Origin of the sequence: Salmonella sp. SG203 (genome assembly GCF_013350575.1) — a bacterium.
Lineage (GTDB): Bacteria > Pseudomonadota > Gammaproteobacteria > Enterobacterales > Enterobacteriaceae > Salmonella > Salmonella enterica.
In genome coordinates this window covers 15,282-36,236 of sequence record NZ_SNMT01000011.1, presented here as the reverse complement: position 1 = coordinate 36,236, position 20,955 = coordinate 15,282, and the positions used below count along the sequence as shown (strand labels likewise).

Genomic DNA, 20,955 nt, shown 5'->3' with positions numbered 1-20,955 from the left:
TCCGGAGAGACACGGTGCAGATGTTACAGGGAATGCGGACAGTGCCGGCGGTGACAGTGATGCTGATGTCGCTGGCGTCATTCTCCGCGCAGGCGTTCTGCTTTGAGGCGGCGGGGGTGAAGTACGGCATTTCTCCGCGCCTTCTTGAGGCGATAGCCCGTGGGGAAAGCCATCTTGACCCGCATGCCATCAATTTCAACCGGGATAAAAAAGGTCGGGTGAAGAGCACGGATTACGGGCTGATGCAGATTAATTCAGCCCATATCCCTGAACTGATGGCGATGGGGGTGATTCACAGTACAGATGACCTTTACCGCCCCTGTCTGAATGTTCAGACCGGCGCCTGGATACTGGCCAGACATTTTCAGGTCTGCGGCATAACCTGGAACTGCCTGGGGTCATATAACGCCGGATTCCGGGCAGATCGCCACGAAACCCGGGAGCATTACGCGAACCGCATCTGGCTGATTTACAGCCGGATGCCCGCAACCACGGCACCCACAGCGACAAAAGCCGCAAAAAAAGCAGACGGAAGGGAAGTGAAATGAATGTGATTCTGTGGATGTGGATTTTAGCGCCCTGTTTTCTGGCTTTTGTCTGCGCGGGTCTTGTCTTTGGGCTGGCGGAGATATTGCGGATGAGGAAGGTATTGCTGCGGATGTGCCTGGCGACGGAGCAGTTGCTGTCAATGCTGCGGGCCGGGCTTATACAACAGTGGTTTCCGGTCAGACCACAATGCCGCCAGGAGAACACCCGGTGAAAACCCTCATAGCCACGGCATTTCCGGTGGAATATGCGCTGCCGGTGATGGTGAGTGCTGCCCTGATGTCTCGCCTGATTTTAATACCGGTGCGTCGTTTTCTGACTGGGCAGGGCTGTGGCGTTAACGCCAGGATGCGCACAGCGGAAGCCACGGGGATATGGGCGATGGCGGTTGCCGCGATGCTGTTCTGCCTGGCGCAGGCTCCGTTCACTGAACGGCTTCATGCCCTGCTGATGTCGGGATTTCTGTTGCAACTGGGGGTGTGTGACGCGGCGAGTGGCTGGCTGCCCCGGCAGATGACGGTGGCGTTCCTTGTAGCGGGGGTTCTGGCCTCAGGGATAACGGAACCCCCTGTCGTCATACTGGTACATGCCGCTGTGACAGTGCTGATATCCGTGATTTTGCTGCGCCTGTTGATGCGCAATAAACACCAGGGTACGTGCCGACGTCTGGGAACGGGAGACTTGTGGATGATGACCGGAATGGTGGCCTGGCTGGGCCTGTCTGATGCGGTGACTGCGATGATGGTCGCCCTGACTACATTTGTGGCCTGGCACCTGGCGGTGGGAACGGGAATGCGTGGCGGCGGTCCGCTGGGGCCCTGGCTGAGTGCGGGATGTGTACTGATATTAATTCATCGGCTGTACCAGCCGCTGTGGGTGATGTAATGAAAAGTGAACGACGTATTACGGGACCGGACAGCGGTTTTGCCATGATGAGCGTGGCGGTCGCGCTGCTGATAGTGATGATGATGGCCACGATGGCGTCCGGGTATATGTCTGACTACCTGAAGTCCCGGCAGTGGCAACTGATGGCGGCACAGACAAACCGGTTCACCCAGGCGGTGGAGTCCTACACCGGGCGTTATTATACCAGTGCCCTGGCGTCAGCCACCACCACCCGTCCCGTGACCGTAACGGCGCAGATGCTGAAAAACACCGGATTTTTACCGGCAGGATTCCGGGAGACCAACAGCAATGGGCAGCAACTTAAAGCTCTGCTGATACGTAACGCCCTGCATGCGGAGGTGCTGCAGGGGCTGGTTATTACCTCAGGTGGTCAGCCACTGTCTTATAAGGCGCTGCGCCAGATATCTCTGGATATCAGTTCGGGACTCGGGGGGTATATCCGTGACGGCCGAACGGCGACAGGTGCCATGAACAGCTGGGCAGTGCCACTGGCGGGTTTTGGAACCAGTGGCGGTAACGGACATATCGCTGTTCTGCTGAGCCCGGAAACGCTGACGGGAGCGCGTGAAGACAGCGACAGGCTGTACCGCTTTCAGGTTAATGGTCGTCCCGAACTGAATAAAATGCACACCTCGATAGATATGGGAGGTAACAACCTTAACAGTGCAGGTGTGGTGAACGGGAGAAACGGTAACTTTGACGTCAGCGTGGTGAGTAATGGCCCGGTGACGGCCGGAGGGGATATTCGCAGCACGGGCGGGTGGATAATCTCGCGTCATGGCCGTGGCTGGATGGATGAGTCACACGGCGGCGGATTTTACATGACGGATAATGAATGGATCCGCAGCCTGAATAACAAGAGTATTTACACAGGTGGACAGTTAAAAGGTGGTTCAGTCCGGTCTGACAGTGACCTCTCTGCGGGGGGAGTGTTAAAGCTCGATCAGACGAATTATGCCGGCACCTGGTGTCCGCAAACCGGGGCGATAAGCCACGACAGCTCCGGCGGGATACTTTCGTGTCAGTCCGGTCGCTGGGGTGGGATTGACAATTATCCTATCGGAAGCCCTATCCCCTGGCCTTCGATGACACCTCCTCCCGGATATTTTTTAATGGCCGGGCAGCGCTTTTCATGTGGTTTGTATCCCCAACTGGCGCGTGCTTATCCTGGCTGCGTTTTACCCGATCTGAGAGGGGTATTTATTCGTGGACTGGATAACGAGCGCGGGCTGGATCCAGGACGCGCTATTCTCAGTTTCCAGGCAGACCAGAGCAATATGATCGCCAGTTACGGTGGGGCATTACGCGGGCATCACAGAGGCATGACCTATTACTACCCGGGAGGGCAGGAAGTACGGCCTAAAAACGTGGCATTCAACTACATTGTTAAAGCGGGTTAAGTGATCAACAAAGCTTCATTCGATATTAATAACAGGCAGTAATAATCAGCTCATTGTTACTATAGCTAATTACTGGCACACCATGAGATTGCCTGCATACAAGTCCCGCCAGAAACACCCCCTCCGGTATATATTTTCCAGGCATTTTCAGATGGCGAAGGCATCGACAGATCAGGGCTGTTCCAGCCATGGCCACCTGACCATTTTGAGAGAACATACCCCCCGGAAATCAACTGTTTTCCTGTCGGACAGTATGCAATCGAGTTGACGAAACGACCACATGCATTGTTACCACTGACCATTTCAAACAAAGATAACTTACCACTCGATATCCACACACCGGACTGACACTCAAATTCCGGCGTCAGAAAAATTTAGACAGGTCACCGTTATTGTGTATCGGATTCATAGCTCTCCAATCAGCGCTGGTGACAAACCTGCGATTTAAACCGCCCGAATCTCTTGCCGGGGGTTTCCTGTGGAGAGCCAGGTAAGACACCTAATGACAGCATGTAATCATATATGTTGATTCCCCACGTCTATGGCCCGAGAAGCGAAGACCAGCTGTATACCACCCCGTGGGACAACGATGCTCCTGGAAGTCGCGTCCGTTGTGATTTCCGGTCTCGAAACACTCCTGCTGCTCTAAAACCGTGGGGTCTTTTTGCCACCTACCGGACTGACACGATGATTTCTCTTTCCTCCAGTATGTCGGACTGAAGTTTTTTTACTGCAGGCCGATAGCTCATATTGATAACGATAATTATTTCCATCTTTGTTTTTCAGGGAGTCTCACCATGTTCAGACAGATTAAAATTTCTTACGGACTCGTCGCTGTCCTTATACTGCTTACAATCATTCAGATTATTTCCGGTTCATGGAGTGTCATGTCATACCGGGATTACGACAGAAACCTTCAACAAATTGCATTTGAGCGGGCCAGAATAGCCTTGCTGGATGAGGCTTACGTTATTATCTCGGATACCCGGGGGGATGTATGGAAAATGGCCTCTCTGATGGCGCAGGGCAAGCAGGAGGAGGATGCCGGTCAAAAACTGGATGCCATGCTTAAACAGTATGCAGATGCAGATCGGGATATTAACAAATACTATGCGCTTTCCCGGAATGGTAGCCCGGATGATATCCGTTACGCTGAAGAAATGAAGACGTTTTATACCTCTGCCAGGGATTCGCAGATAAACAATATTCGTTTGCTGGTTGAAGGGGATTTTCAGAAGCTTGACGAGATTGCCCGTCAGGGAAATCCGACTGCTGATTTTCTCGATGCCGTAAATCGTACTGAAGATGCCATCAACAGAACGGTTATTGAACCGTCAATAGCCATGTCCACAACGCTTGTACGTCAGGGAATAATTCTGGCGGCAGTGTTTTCTGTTGTCTTTGTTCTGCTAACAGCGGCTTCAGCTCTGTGGTGCAGAAAGTATGTCATAGGCAGTATTCGCAGGCTGGCAGAATACCAGCAGACCATTGCTGGTGGGGAGTTATCAGTGAACATTCCGTTTGTGAAGGGTAATGAGCTGGATGACCTGACAGCTGGCCTTTCCTCGATGCGTGATTCCCTGAGTGAAATGGTGATCACCATCCGGGAAGGTGCAGAGAGTATTCACGTTGGCATTCAGGATATTGCCGACGGCAATACTGATCTGTCTTCCCGGACCAGTCAGCAGGCCGCTGCTCTGGAGGAGACGGCGACCAGTATGGAGCAACTGACGACCACGGTGCAGAATAATACTGATAACATCCGTCAGGTTGCGGAAATTGCGGCCGGGAATGTCACCACCGCGCAGAACAGTGCGGCCATAACGCAAAAAATGGTGGAGACAATGGTACAGATCAGTGAAAGCTCGCAAAAAATCAACGACATCATCGGCCTGATTGATGGTATTGCTTTCCAGACGAATATTCTGGCACTGAATGCTGCCGTTGAGGCGGCCAGGGCAGGCGAACAGGGGCGTGGATTTGCGGTAGTGGCGGCTGAGGTTCGTCATCTTGCACAACGCAGTGCGGATTCAGCAAAAGAGGTCAGAGAGTTGATTGATGAATCAGGGGAGCATGTTCAGGCTGGTAATGAACTGGCAGAAAAGGTCAGCAAAATCATGAATGACATTGCCGATAGTGCCCAGGATGCAAAATCAACGATGGAGGAAATGCTCAGTTGTGCTGAAGAGCAGAGTTGCGGCATTGAACAGGTGCGTATAGCTGTGTCGGAGATGGATCGGGTCACCCAGCAAAACGCGGCATTAGTGGAGGAGTCTGCTGCGGCCACCGGGGCACTGACGCAGCAGACAAACAGGCTGACGCAGGTGGTGTCTCTCTTCAGGGCTGAACGGTCAACAGCCGACGCGTGATAAGGTGAAGCCCGGGGGCGGTTGAGTCATCCATCCCCGGAAGTTACATTCGGGGTTCCTGCTGATTAATAAGGAGTATCTGAATGCCGCCATCCGTTCGTGTCAAAAAAATTTCACTGTTCAGGGCTCTGGACCGTTATCTGGACACGGTTTCGGTTCACAAACGGGGATATCAGCAGGAATTCTGGCGCGTCAGCGTAATTAAGCGTCATCCGGTCGCGCAGAAGATGATGGATGAAGTGACGACGGTGGACATCGCATCCTACCGGGATGAGCGTCTGTCTCAGATGAATACTCGAACAGGAAAGCCGATATCGGGTAATACTGTGCGTCTGGAACTGGCTTTGCTGTCGGCGCTCTATAATCTGGCTAAGGTGGAATGGGGCACCTGCCGGACAAACCCCGTGGAAATAGTGCGCAAGCCAAAACCGTCCCCTGGACGTGATCGACGACTCACCTCATCCGAAGAGCGACGACTGTCGAAGTATTTTCAGGTGCGTAACACTGAGCTTTACACCATATTCCATCTGGCTCTGGAAACAGGAATGCGACAGGGGGAGATATTATCTCTGCAATGGGAGCACATAGATCTGCAACACGGTGTAGCTCATTTACCTGTGACGAAAAATGGTAGTGTCCGGGATGTTCCGCTCTCCCGTCGGGCCAGGAATCTGCTTCACGAATTGCCGGTGCAGCTCTCGGGGACTGTTTTTCACTATAAATCCACCGGGTTCAAATCAGCCTGGCGAGTCGCGCTGCAGAAGCTTAAGATTGAAAACCTGCATTTTCACGACCTGCGTCATGAAGCCATCAGTCGCCTGTTTGAACTGGGTACGCTGAATGTGATGGAAGTTGCCGCAATCTCCGGTCATAAGTCCCTTAACATGCTTAAGCGCTACACACATCTGCGGGCGTATCAACTGGTCAGTAAACTGGATACCCGTCGCCGGCAGTCGCAGAAGATTGCGACGTATTTTGTGCCGTATCCGGCGATACTGGAAGAGGCTGGCGATGTTTTCCGGGTACATCTGCACGATTTTGAAGGGATGAGTGTCAGCGGTGATACGCGTGAGTCGGCGATGGATACGGCTTCGGTGGTGCTATTGCGAACTCTTGCAACGGCAGCACAGCGGGGTGAGCGGGTTCCCCGCCCGGGAGACCTGCCATTAAATGCCGGGGTGATGATTAACCCGCTGGCGGGGTCTGTGCCGGTATGCGTTTAAAGACCCAGGCTGTGGTGACGTGAGTGACGCCGCTTATACGGCTGACCAGCTCAGTCACGTGCTGTCCTTCCTCCGGCGTGACCAGTCCCATCAGGAAGACTTCGTTGTTTTCTGTGACGACTTTGATATCAGCCAGTCTGGTATTCCGGTTGAGGAGTAGCCGTGCACGAATATCCGATGCCAGCCAGGTGTCGTTCACTTTTTGTCCGGTGCTGACGGGAGATCCGGTACGAATTTCGTTCCAGATATGCCTGACACCACTTACGGAGTTGACAGTCTCTGAAGCAGCCTGCCGTGTGGCATCATCAGGGGCTTCTCCGGTGAGAAGGACATCACCCTGGTATACTGTGGATGTCACACGGGCCTGCGGTGGTAACCCGGCGCTGCTGATGGCGTGACTGACGCGCAGTGTCAGCGTGCCGTCATCAATTTGTCTCCCGGTGGAACGTGGGTCTGTTGCAGTCTGGGTCGCAATGGATGCGGAGGTAATCAGGACAGCAGGTGTACAGCCTGAGATCAGGGTAAACAGGAAAATCAGAGGCAGCAGGGGGAAATGTTTCATCGGCATCTTCTCTGCATAAAAGCGCTGTCACGGTCATGGCGCGGAAACAGGTATGTGTTGCTGGTAGCTGAAAAAAAGCCAGCGCATATGCATATGGCTGGCCGATAAAAATTTATCTGAAGCAGTGTGAGCAATGTCGTCTTTCCTCAACACTCAGGAGAGCACCCGGGATGTTGATTTTTAAATGATATCAATTCTCATTCTCATTGTAAAGTGATGAAATGAGCAACGGAGATGGGGCTGATGTCATTCCATAGCAATTGCCAGAAGTGCCAGGAAGCAACACAAAGTGGTCAGTAGTGCCGCTGACATGATATGTCCCGCTGACCATACCCGGAACGCAAAAACGGCAGTAATAAGGGCGGGCAGATACTGGGCAACAACTTTAATGGCGGATTTTTCGGATTTCATCATGTATGCCATGCCGGGACAGGGATGTGATGAGTCTGATACTTGCAGAACAACTGCTTTTTTGCTTTTTGTGCTGTCCGTATTGTGATTTTATGGCTGCATAAACGGTGTGTTTTCCGGCAGTCTTCGATTACTGACCGGAGGAACATGCTGTGATTTTTGTGCTTTTTTTGTTACTGGCGTTGTTGTTGTACTGTCCTTGTTTCACGTTACTGTCCAGTGTCGGGCGTGTGAGTGGATTTTCGGTGTTCACGCTGCGACACCACGGGCAATGTTGGCGGGTGATTCACCTGTCTGTGCGTGAGCGGGTGGGCAGAATGAATCGCCGTCGCGTAAGGTATTATCACCAGGCGTTTGTACGGGCTTTGAATGAGGCACTACAGACGGGGGAGCCGGTAGTTTTCCGTTCACACCTGATGCGTCCAGCGCAGATCAGACTGGCCTGTCAGATACTGGTGCCAACACGCAGACGTCACCACATTGTGACGGTAGCCATTCCCTCTTATGAGCGCCGGCTGATGATGTTGCTGATACTCCTTCAAGAGTGGCGGCTTATCCGGGTACCCTCGCAGGGCGTGATGGTGGTGGTCAGTTCAGAAAGAAGAAGAGATATTTTGTGACGGAATGGCGGCATCTGCAGTTAAATTGTTTTCCAGAATACTTATTTTAAGTTCACGTCAAAATTCTGCTTTCTACAATTTTTATTGTTTATGCGATGAGAAAATTGATAATGGTATTTTATTCGCAGGATTGGTTGGTGTGGATAATAAATATTATGATGTTGGAAGTGAAAGTAAGTTAAGGGGTAATATTATTTTTTGCTGGTTGATGACCTGCAATGTTTGTTATTTCTCAAAGTTAATCATTGCTGAAAGTATAAAATTATTGTTAATGTTGAACTTTTGATATGTATAATGGTTATTTTAGCCGTAAATGATTTTATTTCGAGTGTTAATATTCTGGTAATGTGTATGTGAGTCAGTTATCGCCATGAATGACTGAACCTTAAGTTTATCGTTTGAGGAAGACAGATGGCAGTTGCTGAAGATCTGATGACAGAAACGGCATTGGTCGATTTTTATCCGAGTATGGTGGAGTTCGGGTTAACGGTAAAACAAAGCCGTCAGCCAGAAATTGATGACCTGCATGCTGATAACTGGCTGGACAATTTGCGCGTCAGTATGAAACTTATTCGTTATGAACTCTATGACGGGATGCAGTGATGTTTAGTCTTATTCAGCGGGGGCAACTGTACGCAGATGATAACGGTTGGCCGGTTACTATTTACGACTGCAATGTCTCCCGGGTGGTGTGCAGACGGGAGGATGGCAGATTGCATTCAGTTTCCATCCGTGAGTTCAGCCATCGGTTTGAGCGTCTGGAACACAAGGAATACCGGCAAATAAAAGCCGAAATAGAGCAGGAAAGGCACCTTAAAACATTACGTGAACTGCGTGTGAAATGTACATGAAAAATACCGGAATTACAGAGTTATGGTTTAAAAATGGAGACCGATACGGTATGCGTCAAGAATGAGGCGTTTATGAAAAATATGTATATCTGGTTCATTGATGACGACTGAAGTCACTGTCATATTGACAACAGGTGGTGACAGCGCACCGGCTGCGGTAAGCGAAATAGAACAACCGTGATGGATGGCGTTGACAGAAGGGTGCAGAGAGCAGTCTTATGTGGTTTATCCTTTGGAAGCCTTCGACAAGGGATGGTTGAAAAGAAGCAGCTGCATACCTTAGGGTTTATGTTTTCGGGTTGCTGAAGGTTCTGATGAATAATTTGTTAATGGAAAATGTTACCGCGCGTCGGCGAATGCCGTCCCAGCCGTTTCTGAAATGGGCGGGAGGTAAACGTCGCAGTCTCGCCACGCTATTGCAGAGACTGCCTTCCCCGGATGAGGTGGAATGTCTGGTTGAGCCGTTTGTGGGTGGCGCCAGTGTATTTCTGGGGACGGATTACCGCCAGTATCTGCTGGCGGATATCAATGCTGACCTGATTGACGTGTATCTGCACGTCAGGGATGACCCTGCGGGGATGGTTAAGCGCCTGGAAAAGCTGTTTCTTCATGGTAACAATGAAACTGCCTACCAGGAAAACCGTGACGAATTCAATCGTATTCAGTCAAGCCCTGAGAAATCAGCGTTGTTTATCTATCTGAACCAGCACTGTTTCAATGGTATCTGCAGATATAACAAAAAGGGCATATTCAATGTGCCGTTTGGACGGCGTAAATCGGCCTATATACCGGAAACGGAGATCATTGCGTTTGCCAGGAAGACAGAGCGGTGCCATGTCTCTTTTTTCCATGCGGGATTTGAAGACACTCTGCAGATGACGACTGCGGGTATGTTTGAGGGAATGTCGTGCGCGGTGTACTGCGATCCGCCTTATCTGCCGGTTAGTCAGACATCGGGGTTCACGGCGTACAGCGGGGAAGTGTTTACCGTGGCAGATCATGAGAGGCTTGCGATGCAACTGGCAGAACTTCATGCCCGGAAGAAGATGCCGATGGTGATATCGGCGAGTGACACGCCATTCAGTCACAGGATTTACGGGCAGGCGGGGTTTCGGTTGTACGGGCATAAAGTGTCAAGAATGGTATCGGCGAGCGCCGCGTCGCGGAAATCTGCAGGTGAGCTGACGGGGGTACTGAAACGCGGTCAGTGAGACAATCGTTAAGCAGGATGATATCGGATTTTGAGGAGAATGCGTTATGAATGATGTGATGAGTGATTTTCAGGCACTGCTCATTCGCGATTTTCTGGAGGAGAATCTGGAGCAGTTTATGGAGTACTGTAACCGGGACGGGCGCGACGGAGAGGGTATTGTGGATGAAATCCTTCTGGTTCTGGGAGTTCTGGGCGGGGATGAGTAAAAATATGAGCCCCGTCCGTGTGGTCTGCTGACGGGGCATTTCGAGTGAATTTTTATTGTCAGCTTTTATTTACCAATAAGCCCATCGGCAATGTAGCCAGTGGGATTAAATGGATGAACCGTATCAACGGATTGTTTCTGTTAATCTTCTCTGATTTGGTAGCCTTGTATCGTAAAAGCAATACATAAGTTTCCCTTCAGATGAAAGCCTCCACAGGCGGCTTTTTTCCGTCCTGTGTCCGCCTTTTGCTCGAAGCTGAATGTCAGATTTGTTTGTGTACTACCAACGAAAGCTGTCATATTAATTTTGAACCAATAAAATTCAGGCGATGGAGTGTGCTTTAAATCTCTCTGTCTGAATATGTAACTATAGTTACTTTAGTGGATATCCTGAAAATATCAGTTATCAAATTTTTTTTGATGATTACTGATTATTTAAGAGTATTATGCTCACAAACAAAAATAAGAGGGCCGATTAACGTATTTATTGATATTAACAGTTCGTTTTAAAATATAGAGTCTATTTTTGTTCTATTTTCTGGTTCTGGTTTTTTATTTATATTGCGGATTAATGAGATATTATTTCCCTTGTTTGTGTTCAGTCTTAACAGAAAACAGTCAATGACTTATTCCAGATGAGCCGCGGAACTACTTAGTTCAGGTTCATAAAATACGGTACATTCTGTCTTCGGTAATCGTTATAAACGCCCGAGTTTTTATTTTCGTTTTCCGGTTTTGATTTGTCTGCTGAATCCGTCAGATTTCTTCCACATAGTCATGATAAATGCAAAAGACATTCAGAAGGACATTGGTCATGACAATACTTACAGCCGTACCGGCATTTGTTCCGGGTGATGAAGACGCTTCCCTTTCCTCCAGCCTGAGCAGTCCGGACCTGGAAGACAGCAATGGCTCACCAGTGTATCCGAATCGTGGCCCCTCCTTTGTTGATGCAACAACCACAGAAGAACCCCTGGTACAGCAGGCTTCACACCGCCGGGGTGGCGACGGCAACAGGCGTGCAGAACCGACTTCCCGGAAGAAATCGCCGGCGCTGCTCTGGCAGATATCTTCAGTCGTGCTGATTCTGGGGCTGGCGGGGGTGGTGGCATATTTGTGGCAGACGGTCAGCCAGCAGGCGATCCTGTTGACAAGCCTGGATTCGGCATTTCGCAGCGGGCAACTGGACTCCCTGCCACAGCGTATTCAGGCGCTGGAAGAGAAACAACAGCAATATCTGTCGGTGACGCAGGCACAGACCTGGTACCAGGAAGACAGCCAGGCCCGGAAAGCGCTGGAAACACAGGCCACACAACTGGTGAAAGACAGTGAGTCTCTCCGGACTTATGTGACGGCACTGGCGACACAGCAGGACTCGCTGAAACAGCTGACTGACGCGCTCTCATCCCGGCTGGATGAGGAGGTATCCCGAATTGATTCGCTCTCAGTATGGAAAGCGCAACGGGAAAAAAAGGCAGCCGGTACTGCGGCAAAACCATCGCCGGTACGAACGCAGGGTGAACCCGCTGCGACATCCCCGGCTGTCAGAAAGCCTGTGGTTTCCCGCGCACTCCCTCCTCCGTTTGTCCTGACCGGCGTGGAGCGCAGGGGCGGTCAGCCGTATGCGGTGGTATTGCCCGCTGGGGCAGACAGCGACTGGTCACAGCTGCAGATGTTGTCCCCCGGAGAGAGTTACCGGGGCTGGACGCTGGTCAGTACCGATGGTAACCGGGCGGTGTTTCAGGTCCACGGGCGCATACAACAGCTGACGCCATAGTTGCGCGGGGGAGGAGAGGAAAATGAGGATCCTGAAAAACAGGGTAATGAATATTCTGAATGGCATGGCGGTGACCGGCTTTCTGCTGGCGGTATGCGGTCCGGCCATCGCGTCGATCAGTACCGGTCACAACGTCAGTGCCGGCAGTGACACCCGGACACAACCTTCTGAGACGGTCACGTCGCAGGTACAGCAGACGCAGACCGACAACAGCGCCCGGGAGGCCGCGGTCTGGGGACTCAGCGACACGCAGTGGCAGCAGTACCGTGATGTGATGAAAGGACCCCGGGGTATTCAGTCGCCGGGGATTGACCCGGTGCTGGCGCTGGGTCTGGAAGCGGGATCTGCTGCAGAACGCCGGCATATGGCAGAGCTGTGGGTGAAACAGGAATATCAGCGCGTGGAAAAAGAACTGGCATTTCAGAGGGAGGTCGACGCGGCCTGGAAACGCCTGTATCCGGGCGTACTGCCGGTAAACATGGGAGGGAATGCAGCCGGAGTGGCGCACGACACACGGGGCCGTCTGGCGCTGTTTGTCAGGAGGGAGAACTGCCCGCAGTGCGACGCCCGTCTGGCCGCCATTATCGCCGATAACCGCCCGGTGGATATCTACGTGGTGGACAGCAGCGGCAGTGACGAGGTCATCCGGCAGTGGGCGCTGGCGCACCATATCCCGGTGGACAGGGTCCGTAGCCACCGGATAACCCTGAACCATGACAACGGTAAATGGCTGAAATTCGGTCAGGGGCGTATGCCGGTGGTTCTGCAACAGGGAGAGAGCGGATGGCAAATCGCCGCATTCTGACGGTATCAGCATTTCTGATGGCGGAAGCCGCTGTGGTGTTTTCCGGACATGCAACCACAAAGCCGCCGTCTGCCGGGTGTCCGGTTCCTGAAGGCTATCGGCGGGTGGCGGAAGAATACGGTGTACCAGCTGAAGCGCTGTATTCGGTATCACTCGCTGAATCCTCCCGGCGATTACCTCAGGGGGAGCGTCCCTGGCCCTGGACACTGAACGTGGCGGGGAAGGGTTACCGCTACGCCACGCGGGAGGAGGCATATCAGGCGCTGCTGGGTTTTATGCGCCACCACCCGCTGCGGCGCATTGATGTGGGAATAGCCCAGGTGAATCTGGGGTGGAACGGGGCATTTTTCCGCAGCTACCGTGAAGCGCTGGAGCCGTACACCAACCTGCGGGCTGCCGCGCAAATATTGCGTCACTGCTATGAGATGAACCCTGGCAGCTGGCTGCAGGCGGCGGGGTGTTATCACCATCCCGCCGGCGGAAAACCTGCACGTACCTACCGGGCTATTGTGCAGCGGAAACTGGCAACGCTGGACGCGGCCGCTTCTGATTCACTCACGTCATCCCATTTTTCTTATCCGGTCCCGACCGTAGTATCGCCGGCAACCGAAGAAACGGCGCTGCTGTGGGCTGAGCCGCAGACACCTGGAGGACAGTAATTTGCAGTATATACATCCACGCATTTTCCGCCATTTCCGGGTGCATTACCCTGTAATCCGTTACACCCTGGTGCCGGTTGTACTGACCGGACTGCTGACCGCCTCTGCAATGGCGGCCCTGACGGTGGTGGCAGATCTCGGGGGAGAGTCCACGGTCCCGCTGTTTGATGCCGTGAACAATGAGATAAGTGAATTCACGCCACCGCGCACCCTGACGCCGCCTTCGCCTTCAGCATCTCCCGTGACGGTGGATGAGATGCTGCCGGTGAGCACACCGGAGATGACTCCCGGGCGTGTGGAAAACCGCAGGTCTGAACTTACCGGTATGGCACCGGTGTTTCTGGTCGGAGACGACGCGCTTTCACGCAGATGGCTGGAACAACGCCGGGGAGACCTGCAGCAACTGCATGCGACGGGGCTTGTGGTGAACGTTACTGATGGTTCAGCCCTGCGGGGCCTGCAGACGCTGGCCCCGGGGCTGACGCTGTTGCCGGCGTCAGCCAGTGATATTGCCCGACGGCTGGGCCTGGCACATTACCCGGTGCTGATTACCGCCGACGGTCTTTCGCAGTGAGACGGTGATGCTGTCGCTGGACTCCAGATGGCCTGCTGTCAGTATCATTGAGTGTCGGCGATACAGCTCTTATCTGGAGGGAGTAAGGATGAGCGACCGATATGTGATGGAAGCGCTGCTGCGTCCTGCGGTGGAGCTCAATACGGCCGTGGCGGCAGGCTGTGCGGCATTTGTCTGCGTCAGCGCGCCATGGGCAGTGGCCCTCTCCCCGTCGGTCAGCTATGTGACTGCAGGAGCATTTGTGGCACTGGCCGCGGTACGGACCCGCCAGGGTCTGAAGATTCTTCGCTATCGCCGCAACCTGAAACGTCTTCCCCGCTATGTGATGACCAGTCGTCAGGTACCGGTCAGCCGCTATCGTCTGTTCCTGGGCAAAGGGTTTTCCTGGGAGCAGAAGCATCTCCAGCGTCTGCTGGAGACCCGGCGGCCTGACGTACAGGCCTTTCTGCAGCCGTCCGTGGCGTACCGCCTGGCCAGAAAAACAGAGCGCTGGACAGAATACCGGCTTCCATGGCTGAGCCGGGTACTGCGTACGGATGCCCGGTTTAATCCCGTGCGGCCCCTGCCGCCGGCAGGCGGTAATCCTGCGATACACGGCGTGGAGCCTGATGAAACGGATGTCAGCATGGACCTGGGGGAGCGGGTGGGTCATATGCTGGTACTGGGAACCACCCGCGTGGGCAAAACCAGGCTTGCGGAACTGCTGATAACCCAGGATATCCGGCGTGGAAATACCGTGGTGGTGATTGACCCGAAAGGTGATGCCGACCTGCTCAGAAGAGTGTGGGCAGAAGCCCACAGGACCGGGCGGCAGGATGAACTGTACGTGTTTCACCTGGGCTGGCCTGAAATCAGCGCCCGTTACAATGGCATAGGGCGTTTTGGTCGTACGTCAGAGGTACCGGGACGCCTCGCAAACCAGCTCAGCGGGGAAGGCAACAGTGCCGCGTTTCGTGAATTTGCCTGGCGAGTGGTGAACATTATTGCCCAGGCGCTGGTTGCTCTGGGAGAGCGGCCGGACTATAACCGGGTTCGTCGTTACGTCATGAATATCACGGGACTGCATGAACGCTATGTGGGATGGTATCTGAGGGAGAAAGCCCCGCACCTGCTGGCAGTGATTGAGCAGCAGGTGGCGCTGTTAAGCCAGGTGAACCAGAACCGGTCATTACAGGACTATGTCCTGCGTCGCGCTGCCGTTACACAGGTGCTCGAAAGTCCGGAAGGGCAGGCCCTTGAAGATACCGTTCTGGAGAGTCTGAGCAACGCGGTCCGCTACGACCAGAAGTACTTCGATAAAATAGTGGCTTCCCTTTTGCCATTACTGGAAAAACTGACCAGCGGAAAAATGGCCACGCTGCTGTCTCCGGACTATCGTGACATGAATGACAGCCGTCCACTTCTGGACTGGCAACAGGTTATTCGCAGGAAAGGGGTTGTGTATATCGGCCTCGATGCGATGTCGGATGCGGATGTGGCGTCTGCCGTCGGCAACTCCATGTTCGCTGACCTGGTGTCGGTGGCAGGGCATATCTACAAGTTCGGTCACGACGGAGACCAGCCTGAGATCGGAATAAAAGAGAAAAAACCTTCCATCAGCCTTCACTGTGATGAGTTTAACGAACTGATGGGACCGGAATTTATTCCGATGGTAAACAAAGGCGGCGGTGCCGGGATTGAAGTCACGGCCTACACCCAGACCTGGTCTGACATTGAAGCCCGTATCGGGAACGCGGCAAAGGCGGCCCAGGTGACCGGTAACTTCAACACCCTCATTATGCTGAGGGTGAGGGAGAAAATGACGGCAGAACTGCTGACCAGCCAGTTGCCTGAAGTGGATGTGTACACCAAAACCCTGGTTTCCGGCTTCACTGATATCTCGAATCCGGAGCAGGGGGCGCACTTCACCTCAAACACCCAGGACCGGGTGAGCAGCGTCAGAATGCCGCTGATTTCTACAGCGGAGCTTATCAGCCTGCCGAAGGGACAGGCATTCGCCCTGCTGGAGGGAGGGCGGCTGTGGAAAATCAGGATGCCGTTGCCGTCTGATGCCGGTGATATTGTGATGCCGCCGGATATGCTGGCGATGGTTACGGATATGCAGAAGAGTTACCGTACCGGTGACGCCTGGTGGCCGTCGATAACGACCCTCGCGGATCCGGTCACACTGGTCAGCGAAAATACGCAGCCAGACCCGGCACCTGTTACGGAGACAGAGCCCGAAGGAGACGATGAGTAATGGCGAAGGAAGAGTCCCGCCCGCAGCAGAATACCGCTCCGCCGAAAAAAACGGGCCTGCTCCGGCTGCTGCTCTGGCGTCTGCCGTGGCATATTGCCGGTATTCTGCTGGCGTCGCTGTTTCTGAGCCTGATGGTGGAATATGCGGGACTGATATTCTGGTGGCCTGAGCAGGGAGCGCAGCACGCCCGGGTAATGATGGAGACGGAGCTGCGTTTCCTCTCGTCGGACTTTACCCGAAGCCTGGTGATGTCGCAGCCGTCAGTGACGGTGATGTCGTGGGTACGCGACGGATACCGGTGGTTCACGGAGAACGCCGGGCTGTCCGGTACCCTGAGTGCCGGTAACGGCGACGGTAATCTGTTCACGCGGACGGTGGCGACAAGTGGGGCGTGGCTGGCCGTGCAGTTCAGGGTGTTCCTGGAGGCAACGCTGTATCTCACAGTGGTGTTTGTGGTACGGGTGAGTATTCTGTTTCTGTCAGTACCGCTGTTTGTGATGGCGGCGGCCGTGGCGATGGTGGAAGGGCTGAGCCTGCGTGATCTCAGGCGGTACGGGGCAGGGTATGAGTCGAGCTTTCTGTACCATAATGCACGGAGGCTGATAAAGCCGGCGCTGGTCTGTCCGGTGATGGCGTATCTGTCGTGGCCAGTGGCAGCATACCCGAATGCGTTCCTGCTGCCATCGGCACTGTTGTTTGGTGTGGTACTGACGGTACAGGCATCCACGTTCAAAAAATACCTCTAGAAACGGGGGAGATTTCGACCTCTGGTTTGAAGGTATTCCCTAAGACCGGAAGTGGAAAAGCCCTGGGTTAACTTTTGTTAATCAACCCGAAGCTATGATCATTTTCGTCTAAAGGTGGCGCAGTAACGATGACTCAGGAAACGTCTTTACTATCCTTTAGCATATCTTCAAAGGCAAGACGATACTCCATTACCAGTTCGGCCGCGCCTTCCTGTTGACAGGCCCGTAGGGCGTTGAAGTGAGACAGCAAATGGCGGCTAAGTTGTTCTGAGTCCAGAATATTCTGTTCATGAAGGGTGCGGGTCAGCGATATCCACGCTGCATAACTTGCCAGACTATGGTCATTTAGCGCGGGGTGGTTTTCCATCATACAGGCTCCTTACGTTATTTATACCTATATTTACCCAAAATAATGAATCACATTCAGGCATTGAATTGCTACAGGCAAAATCATGTATGAACTGATTGCTTGTTTACAAATGGTTGCTCTATCGATGTGTTCTTATCAGTGAAGAAGCATACTTTGCAGGCATGAATGAAGTCATAAAAGCTGCCCGTGGTGTCTCTGATGCTACGGGTTTTATTTTTTTCATCTCACTTCCCCCGTTGCTGAAGAAAAAATGTTATTTGCAAATGATAATCATTATCAACTTTGGCTGGTTGTGTTATATAGTATCAATATAGCAAAGGCTATGTTTTTGGCTGTAACAGTCTGTTTTTACCACATCGTACGGAGATCTCTGATGAAAAAAACGAAATTAATACTGTTTGGTATCATTCTGACGGCGTTTACCTCCACTGCTACATATGCGGCGGAGAAGTTCAAGGTTATCACCACCTTTACTATCATTGCTGATATGGCGAAAAATGTGGCGGGTGATGCGGCTGAGGTCAGTTCGATAACCAAACCTGATGCCGAAATTCATGAATATCAGCCAACACCAGGTGATATCAAGCGTGCCCAGGGCGCACAGTTGATACTGTCCAATGGTATGCATCTGGAAACATGGTTTAAGCGATTTTATGAGAACATGAAAAATGTGCCTGAGGTGACAGTCACAACAGGGATTGTTCCTATGGGGATAACCGAAGGACCATATAATGGCAAACCCAATCCTCATGCCTGGATGTCACCGGATAATGGACTTATTTATGTTGATAATATCCGGGATGCGCTGGTGAAATACGATCCGGCGAATGCTGATACTTACAGGCACAATGCTGAGGTTTATAAACAACAGATAACCGCCACCATTGAACCGTTGCGTGAGCAGGTGGAAAGAGTACCGGAAGAACAACGCTGGCTGGTCAGCAGTGAAGGTGCATTTTCTTATCTCGCCCGCGATCTCGGGCTTAAAGAGCTCTACCTGTGGCCGATTAACTCAGACCAGGAAGGCACGCCCCAGCAGGTGCGTAAAGTGGTTGAACAGGTGAGAAAGTATCATATTCCGGCGGTCTTCAGTGAAAGTACTGTGTCAGACAAGCCTGCCCGACAGGTGGCCCGGGAAACAGGTTCGCACTACGGTGGTGTTTTATACGTTGATTCCCTGAGCTCGGAGAACGGACCGGTACCGACGTACATTGATTTGCTGAAGGTGACCACAGGTACCGTGGTCAAAGGGCTCCAGGACGGGATGTCGAAGAAATAGCGGATAACCCGGACAGCCAACTCCGGGTAACAGCTTCTGGTAGTGAAGCCTGTAGCATCAGATATGTTGCTACAGGTTTTTTATGCCCTGATTTTCCTGCATGTCAGAACATTCCCGAATGTTCCTGTTTTGTTTATCTCCCGTGTTATTTTAATCCCTCAATCTGATTGTTTGCGTTTTAAGCAGTAACAGGGGGAAATGTGATTTCAGGAGACAACAGTGCGCTTTTTGCCATGGTTTACAGAATGCTACAGTCGAAGCAGGTGCATGTGCTGTATACCGCAGAAAAAGCCGAAAAGCTGTATACCAGAATGTCTGCCGTGGCAGATGAAAATGAGGCGGTGACCGACGGGATCACCGGGCTGGTCAACCGGATGTATTCCCTGCGTGGCAGGCTGAAAAATAAGCTGGGCTCACTGACCCCCCGGGAGAGACGATACGGGAACCAGGTTATCGCCCTGCTGAGCGACCTGATTGAAGAAAATGAGAAAATACAGGGAAAGATGACTGTGTCTGCAAATGCGATGCGTTGTACGGCGCACAGCCTGCAGGTGACGGTCCTTAAGGCTGTTCATTATCAGTGGCGGGAAAGGGTTTATATGTCGGTTCTGGAAGGAAAAGACACGTTTCCCCCTGAGGATGAGTATCACTGCGTTCTGGGGCGCTGGTATCATGGTGAAGGCCGGACTGCCTTTGGCTCGCTGCCTGCATTTGTCCGCCTGGGGGATGCGCACAGCAGGCTTCATCTGGCGCTTTCAGAACTGGTGCATGAATCGCGTCGTGAGAAGCGCACTCCGGAGTCGGTACTGAAAAAACTGGATATGCTGGAAACGGCCAGCCAGGCGGTTATTGCAGCGCTGGATGAGCTGGATGACAGTGTCGTCCGACAGAGTACTGTCGGCGATGTTTCGTCCAGGCTCTGACGTACCAGTCTCCCGCGTTTTACCCTCGCAGTGACCGCAGTTTAAATATGAGACTCCATTATAACATTCAGGATGAATGTTATAAGTCAGTGAAGGGCAAGCCAGCCTGACGTCCGGAGAGCGAGTGAAAGAACGAATTCTGGTCTGGATACTGGTGCTGACCTGCTTCTGTGGTGAACTGGCGATTCATTATATGGTGTATCAGGATGTCCGCCGGGAGTTTCTCCTTTTTTACAGTGATGAATGATTTGCGTTTTTCATAATACCCCGCCGTTTTTTTCAAAATCCGGAAAACAGTTTACTGCTGATTTTCGTCATCATTTTCGACAACCTGTGTGCGGAACCTTTTATTCAGGAGCGCACAGGATATGTCCCGTCGTTTTTTCCTCATTCCGGTCATTGTGTTGTCGCTGGCCGTGTCGTCAGCCTTCGCGTCTGAAAAGGATGAGCTGGCTCTGGTGATGCGCCAGCTTGACCAGCTGCAGGCCTCCCTTGACCGCGCGCAGGCCCTCAGCGCACAGGACGCAGGGGACGGTCGTTTTTATTTTGATTACACCCGAGCGACCGGAGACCTCCGGGCGATGAAGCAGGGCATTTCACAGTACCTTGAACCGTCCCGCGCCCAGCCCAGGCTGCCGCAAGGTTATACGGTCAGCGGACAGTACCGACGGGAACGCCCGTGAACGGTGTGCAGCGTGCGGCTTTTATTGCTGGCTCCGGTGGGCTGGAGCCGGCGAATATTAAACATCTGGTGACTGCGCTTTTCTTTGCGCTGCTGTTCCTGTTGGCCGCCTGGATGATACGGACCGTGTATGTCGGCTGGTCGAACCAGGACGTGAAGGCGGGGGCTGCCGGGATGTTTGTCGTGCGTCTGATTATTCTGCTTGAGCTGGCGATGCTCTTTTACAGCTATTAAGACACAAGGATTCTCGATGAAACTGATTACCCGTCTGCGTGGCGCGGTCACGTTCTGTTCCGGTCTCTTCTGGTCTCTGGCCGCCCGTGCGGATTTGCCCAAAATCGCCGGAGGCGCAAACTCCGCCGACGTGATGGAGGATGTCAAAATTATGAGCCGCAACGGGGTTTCCTACGGGGCGCTGGTTATCTGTGCGGCTGCCTTCATCGTGGTGGTCATCTCCTGCGTTGGCACCTATCACAAGATTGGGGACGGTAAAGCCAGCTGGTTTGACTTCGGTCTCCGGGTGGTGGTCGGTGCCATTATGGTGGTGCTGGTTATTTACTTCCTCAACAAAGCCGTGACGGTAATCTGAGCGGGA

The 20,955-nt window shown here is 52.8% G+C and carries 26 protein-coding genes; 23 read left to right on the top strand and 3 right to left on the bottom strand.

Going from position 1 to position 20,955, the window contains the following annotated elements:
• The first annotated feature begins 20 nt into the window (after window positions 1-20).
• From HV477_RS16335 to HV477_RS16310, 6 genes are all read left to right on the top strand, one after another.
• Entirely contained in the window at window positions 21-548 is a 528-nt protein-coding gene (locus HV477_RS16335; RefSeq protein ID WP_079970401.1) for a lytic transglycosylase domain-containing protein, read from the top strand.
• Window positions 545-760 (top strand): hypothetical protein, encoded by a 216-nt coding sequence (locus HV477_RS16330; RefSeq protein WP_024147713.1) that lies wholly within the window; start codon window positions 545-547, stop codon window positions 758-760. Before HV477_RS16335 ends, HV477_RS16330 begins: the two co-directional genes overlap by 4 nt.
• Window positions 757-1,431 (top strand): prepilin peptidase, encoded by a 675-nt coding sequence (locus HV477_RS28915; RefSeq protein WP_023222458.1) that lies wholly within the window; start codon window positions 757-759, stop codon window positions 1,429-1,431. The genes HV477_RS16330 and HV477_RS28915 overlap by 4 nt, the downstream gene beginning before the upstream one ends.
• On the top strand, window positions 1,431-2,852 hold the full coding sequence (gene pilV, locus HV477_RS16320; RefSeq protein WP_121768144.1) for a shufflon system plasmid conjugative transfer pilus tip adhesin PilV: 1,422 nt from the start codon (window positions 1,431-1,433) through the stop codon (window positions 2,850-2,852). Before HV477_RS28915 ends, pilV begins: the two co-directional genes overlap by 1 nt.
• A 797-nt stretch (window positions 2,853-3,649) precedes the next feature.
• Window positions 3,650-5,221 carry a methyl-accepting chemotaxis protein gene (locus HV477_RS16315; RefSeq protein WP_175065169.1) on the top strand — a complete coding sequence of 524 codons (1,572 nt, stop codon included), beginning with the start codon at window positions 3,650-3,652 and terminating at the stop codon, window positions 5,219-5,221.
• A gap of 83 nt (window positions 5,222-5,304) precedes the next feature.
• Window positions 5,305-6,444, top strand: a complete 1,140-nt coding sequence (locus HV477_RS16310) for a tyrosine-type recombinase/integrase (protein ID WP_079920124.1) — start codon at window positions 5,305-5,307, stop codon at window positions 6,442-6,444.
• Here HV477_RS16310 and dolP read toward each other — a convergent pair.
• The gene (dolP, locus tag HV477_RS16305; RefSeq protein ID WP_170913723.1) at window positions 6,407-7,006 is read right to left on the bottom strand and encodes a division/outer membrane stress-associated lipid-binding lipoprotein; all 600 of its coding nucleotides are present in this window, start codon (window positions 7,004-7,006) and stop codon (window positions 6,407-6,409) included. The two genes, HV477_RS16310 and dolP, sit on opposite strands and share 38 nt — an antisense overlap.
• 246 nt (window positions 7,007-7,252) lie before the next feature.
• On the bottom strand, window positions 7,253-7,420 hold the full coding sequence (locus HV477_RS16300; RefSeq protein ID WP_023222975.1) for a hypothetical protein: 168 nt from the start codon (window positions 7,418-7,420) through the stop codon (window positions 7,253-7,255).
• Between the two features lie 149 nt (window positions 7,421-7,569).
• On the opposite strand from HV477_RS16300, the gene HV477_RS16295 reads away from it, so the two are divergent.
• The 11 genes from HV477_RS16295 (at window position 7,570) to HV477_RS16245 (ending at window position 17,106) form a co-directional block, all read left to right on the top strand.
• Window positions 7,570-8,037, top strand: coding sequence for a hypothetical protein (locus HV477_RS16295; protein ID WP_071786566.1), 468 nt, complete (start codon window positions 7,570-7,572; stop codon window positions 8,035-8,037).
• Window positions 8,038-8,448: 411 nt separating this feature from the next.
• On the top strand, window positions 8,449-8,640 hold the full coding sequence (locus HV477_RS16290) for a hypothetical protein (protein ID WP_079920128.1): 192 nt from the start codon (window positions 8,449-8,451) through the stop codon (window positions 8,638-8,640).
• Window positions 8,640-8,888, top strand: a complete 249-nt coding sequence (locus tag HV477_RS16285; protein WP_001750481.1) for a DUF4222 domain-containing protein — start codon at window positions 8,640-8,642, stop codon at window positions 8,886-8,888. Before HV477_RS16290 ends, HV477_RS16285 begins: the two co-directional genes overlap by 1 nt.
• 314 nt (window positions 8,889-9,202) lie before the next feature.
• On the top strand, window positions 9,203-10,099 hold the full coding sequence (locus HV477_RS16280; protein ID WP_023222972.1) for a Dam family site-specific DNA-(adenine-N6)-methyltransferase: 897 nt from the start codon (window positions 9,203-9,205) through the stop codon (window positions 10,097-10,099).
• Between the two features lie 46 nt (window positions 10,100-10,145).
• Entirely contained in the window at window positions 10,146-10,307 is a 162-nt protein-coding gene (locus tag HV477_RS16275) for a hypothetical protein (RefSeq protein WP_023222971.1), read from the top strand.
• Between the two features lie 813 nt (window positions 10,308-11,120).
• The gene (locus HV477_RS16270; protein ID WP_175065168.1) at window positions 11,121-12,083 is read left to right on the top strand and encodes a hypothetical protein; all 963 of its coding nucleotides are present in this window, start codon (window positions 11,121-11,123) and stop codon (window positions 12,081-12,083) included.
• Window positions 12,084-12,105: 22 nt separating this feature from the next.
• Window positions 12,106-12,888 carry a TIGR03759 family integrating conjugative element protein gene (locus HV477_RS16265; protein ID WP_001750478.1) on the top strand — a complete coding sequence of 261 codons (783 nt, stop codon included), beginning with the start codon at window positions 12,106-12,108 and terminating at the stop codon, window positions 12,886-12,888.
• Window positions 12,867-13,547 (top strand): transglycosylase SLT domain-containing protein, encoded by a 681-nt coding sequence (locus tag HV477_RS16260; RefSeq protein ID WP_175065167.1) that lies wholly within the window; start codon window positions 12,867-12,869, stop codon window positions 13,545-13,547. The genes HV477_RS16265 and HV477_RS16260 overlap by 22 nt, the downstream gene beginning before the upstream one ends.
• 67 nt (window positions 13,548-13,614) lie before the next feature.
• Window positions 13,615-14,121, top strand: a complete 507-nt coding sequence (locus HV477_RS16255) for an integrating conjugative element protein (protein ID WP_031607317.1) — start codon at window positions 13,615-13,617, stop codon at window positions 14,119-14,121.
• A gap of 88 nt (window positions 14,122-14,209) precedes the next feature.
• The gene (traD, locus tag HV477_RS16250) at window positions 14,210-16,360 is read left to right on the top strand and encodes a type IV conjugative transfer system coupling protein TraD (RefSeq protein ID WP_175065166.1); all 2,151 of its coding nucleotides are present in this window, start codon (window positions 14,210-14,212) and stop codon (window positions 16,358-16,360) included.
• Complete coding sequence (locus HV477_RS16245) at window positions 16,360-17,106, top strand: TIGR03747 family integrating conjugative element membrane protein (RefSeq protein WP_175065165.1); 747 nt, start codon at window positions 16,360-16,362, stop codon at window positions 17,104-17,106. Before traD ends, HV477_RS16245 begins: the two co-directional genes overlap by 1 nt.
• A 133-nt stretch (window positions 17,107-17,239) precedes the next feature.
• On the opposite strand, the gene HV477_RS16240 is transcribed toward HV477_RS16245, so the two are convergent.
• Complete coding sequence (locus tag HV477_RS16240) at window positions 17,240-17,476, bottom strand: hypothetical protein (protein WP_024147636.1); 237 nt, start codon at window positions 17,474-17,476, stop codon at window positions 17,240-17,242.
• Window positions 17,477-17,849: 373 nt separating this feature from the next.
• Here HV477_RS16240 and HV477_RS16235 point away from each other — a divergent pair, with 373 nt between their 5' ends.
• The 6 genes from HV477_RS16235 (at window position 17,850) to HV477_RS16215 (ending at window position 20,949) form a co-directional block, all read left to right on the top strand.
• Window positions 17,850-18,755, top strand: a complete 906-nt coding sequence (locus tag HV477_RS16235; RefSeq protein ID WP_023221915.1) for a metal ABC transporter substrate-binding protein — start codon at window positions 17,850-17,852, stop codon at window positions 18,753-18,755.
• A 245-nt stretch (window positions 18,756-19,000) separates the two neighbouring features.
• Window positions 19,001-19,678 (top strand): CZB domain-containing protein, encoded by a 678-nt coding sequence (locus HV477_RS16230; RefSeq protein WP_024138960.1) that lies wholly within the window; start codon window positions 19,001-19,003, stop codon window positions 19,676-19,678.
• Between the two features lie 124 nt (window positions 19,679-19,802).
• A complete protein-coding gene (locus HV477_RS28825) occupies window positions 19,803-19,925 on the top strand; it encodes a hypothetical protein (protein ID WP_023221913.1) in 123 nt (40 codons plus the stop codon).
• Between the two features lie 121 nt (window positions 19,926-20,046).
• Window positions 20,047-20,361, top strand: a complete 315-nt coding sequence (locus HV477_RS16225; RefSeq protein ID WP_001750468.1) for an RAQPRD family integrative conjugative element protein — start codon at window positions 20,047-20,049, stop codon at window positions 20,359-20,361.
• Window positions 20,358-20,594, top strand: a complete 237-nt coding sequence (locus HV477_RS16220) for a TIGR03758 family integrating conjugative element protein (RefSeq protein WP_001750467.1) — start codon at window positions 20,358-20,360, stop codon at window positions 20,592-20,594. The genes HV477_RS16225 and HV477_RS16220 overlap by 4 nt, the downstream gene beginning before the upstream one ends.
• Before the next feature lie 16 nt (window positions 20,595-20,610).
• Window positions 20,611-20,949: a TIGR03745 family integrating conjugative element membrane protein gene (locus tag HV477_RS16215; RefSeq protein ID WP_001750466.1), complete on the top strand. Its 339-nt coding sequence runs from the start codon at window positions 20,611-20,613 to the stop codon at window positions 20,947-20,949.
• Window positions 20,950-20,955 lie beyond the last annotated feature (6 nt).

Excerpts from the sequence above, each read along its gene's own strand:
- HV477_RS16335 (WP_079970401.1), top strand. The coding sequence starts at position 21 with ATGTTACAGGGAATGCGGACAGTGCCGGCGGTGACAGTGATGCTGATG.
- HV477_RS16330 (WP_024147713.1), top strand. The coding sequence starts at position 545 with ATGAATGTGATTCTGTGGATGTGGATTTTAGCGCCCTGTTTTCTGGCT.
- pilV (WP_121768144.1), top strand. The coding sequence starts at position 1,431 with ATGAAAAGTGAACGACGTATTACGGGACCGGACAGCGGTTTTGCCATG.
- HV477_RS16315 (WP_175065169.1), top strand. The coding sequence starts at position 3,650 with ATGTTCAGACAGATTAAAATTTCTTACGGACTCGTCGCTGTCCTTATA.
- HV477_RS16310 (WP_079920124.1), top strand. The coding sequence starts at position 5,305 with ATGCCGCCATCCGTTCGTGTCAAAAAAATTTCACTGTTCAGGGCTCTG.
- dolP (WP_170913723.1), bottom strand. The coding sequence starts at position 7,006 with ATGAAACATTTCCCCCTGCTGCCTCTGATTTTCCTGTTTACCCTGATC.
- HV477_RS16300 (WP_023222975.1), bottom strand. The coding sequence starts at position 7,420 with ATGATGAAATCCGAAAAATCCGCCATTAAAGTTGTTGCCCAGTATCTG.
- HV477_RS16290 (WP_079920128.1), top strand. The coding sequence starts at position 8,449 with ATGGCAGTTGCTGAAGATCTGATGACAGAAACGGCATTGGTCGATTTT.
- HV477_RS16285 (WP_001750481.1), top strand. The coding sequence starts at position 8,640 with ATGTTTAGTCTTATTCAGCGGGGGCAACTGTACGCAGATGATAACGGT.
- HV477_RS16280 (WP_023222972.1), top strand. The coding sequence starts at position 9,203 with ATGAATAATTTGTTAATGGAAAATGTTACCGCGCGTCGGCGAATGCCG.
- HV477_RS16275 (WP_023222971.1), top strand. The coding sequence starts at position 10,146 with ATGAATGATGTGATGAGTGATTTTCAGGCACTGCTCATTCGCGATTTT.
- HV477_RS16270 (WP_175065168.1), top strand. The coding sequence starts at position 11,121 with ATGACAATACTTACAGCCGTACCGGCATTTGTTCCGGGTGATGAAGAC.
- HV477_RS16265 (WP_001750478.1), top strand. The coding sequence starts at position 12,106 with ATGAGGATCCTGAAAAACAGGGTAATGAATATTCTGAATGGCATGGCG.
- HV477_RS16260 (WP_175065167.1), top strand. The coding sequence starts at position 12,867 with ATGGCAAATCGCCGCATTCTGACGGTATCAGCATTTCTGATGGCGGAA.
- traD (WP_175065166.1), top strand. The coding sequence starts at position 14,210 with ATGAGCGACCGATATGTGATGGAAGCGCTGCTGCGTCCTGCGGTGGAG.
- HV477_RS16245 (WP_175065165.1), top strand. The coding sequence starts at position 16,360 with ATGGCGAAGGAAGAGTCCCGCCCGCAGCAGAATACCGCTCCGCCGAAA.
- HV477_RS16240 (WP_024147636.1), bottom strand. The coding sequence starts at position 17,476 with ATGATGGAAAACCACCCCGCGCTAAATGACCATAGTCTGGCAAGTTAT.
- HV477_RS16235 (WP_023221915.1), top strand. The coding sequence starts at position 17,850 with ATGAAAAAAACGAAATTAATACTGTTTGGTATCATTCTGACGGCGTTT.
- HV477_RS16230 (WP_024138960.1), top strand. The coding sequence starts at position 19,001 with ATGCTACAGTCGAAGCAGGTGCATGTGCTGTATACCGCAGAAAAAGCC.
- HV477_RS16225 (WP_001750468.1), top strand. The coding sequence starts at position 20,047 with ATGTCCCGTCGTTTTTTCCTCATTCCGGTCATTGTGTTGTCGCTGGCC.
- HV477_RS16215 (WP_001750466.1), top strand. The coding sequence starts at position 20,611 with ATGAAACTGATTACCCGTCTGCGTGGCGCGGTCACGTTCTGTTCCGGT.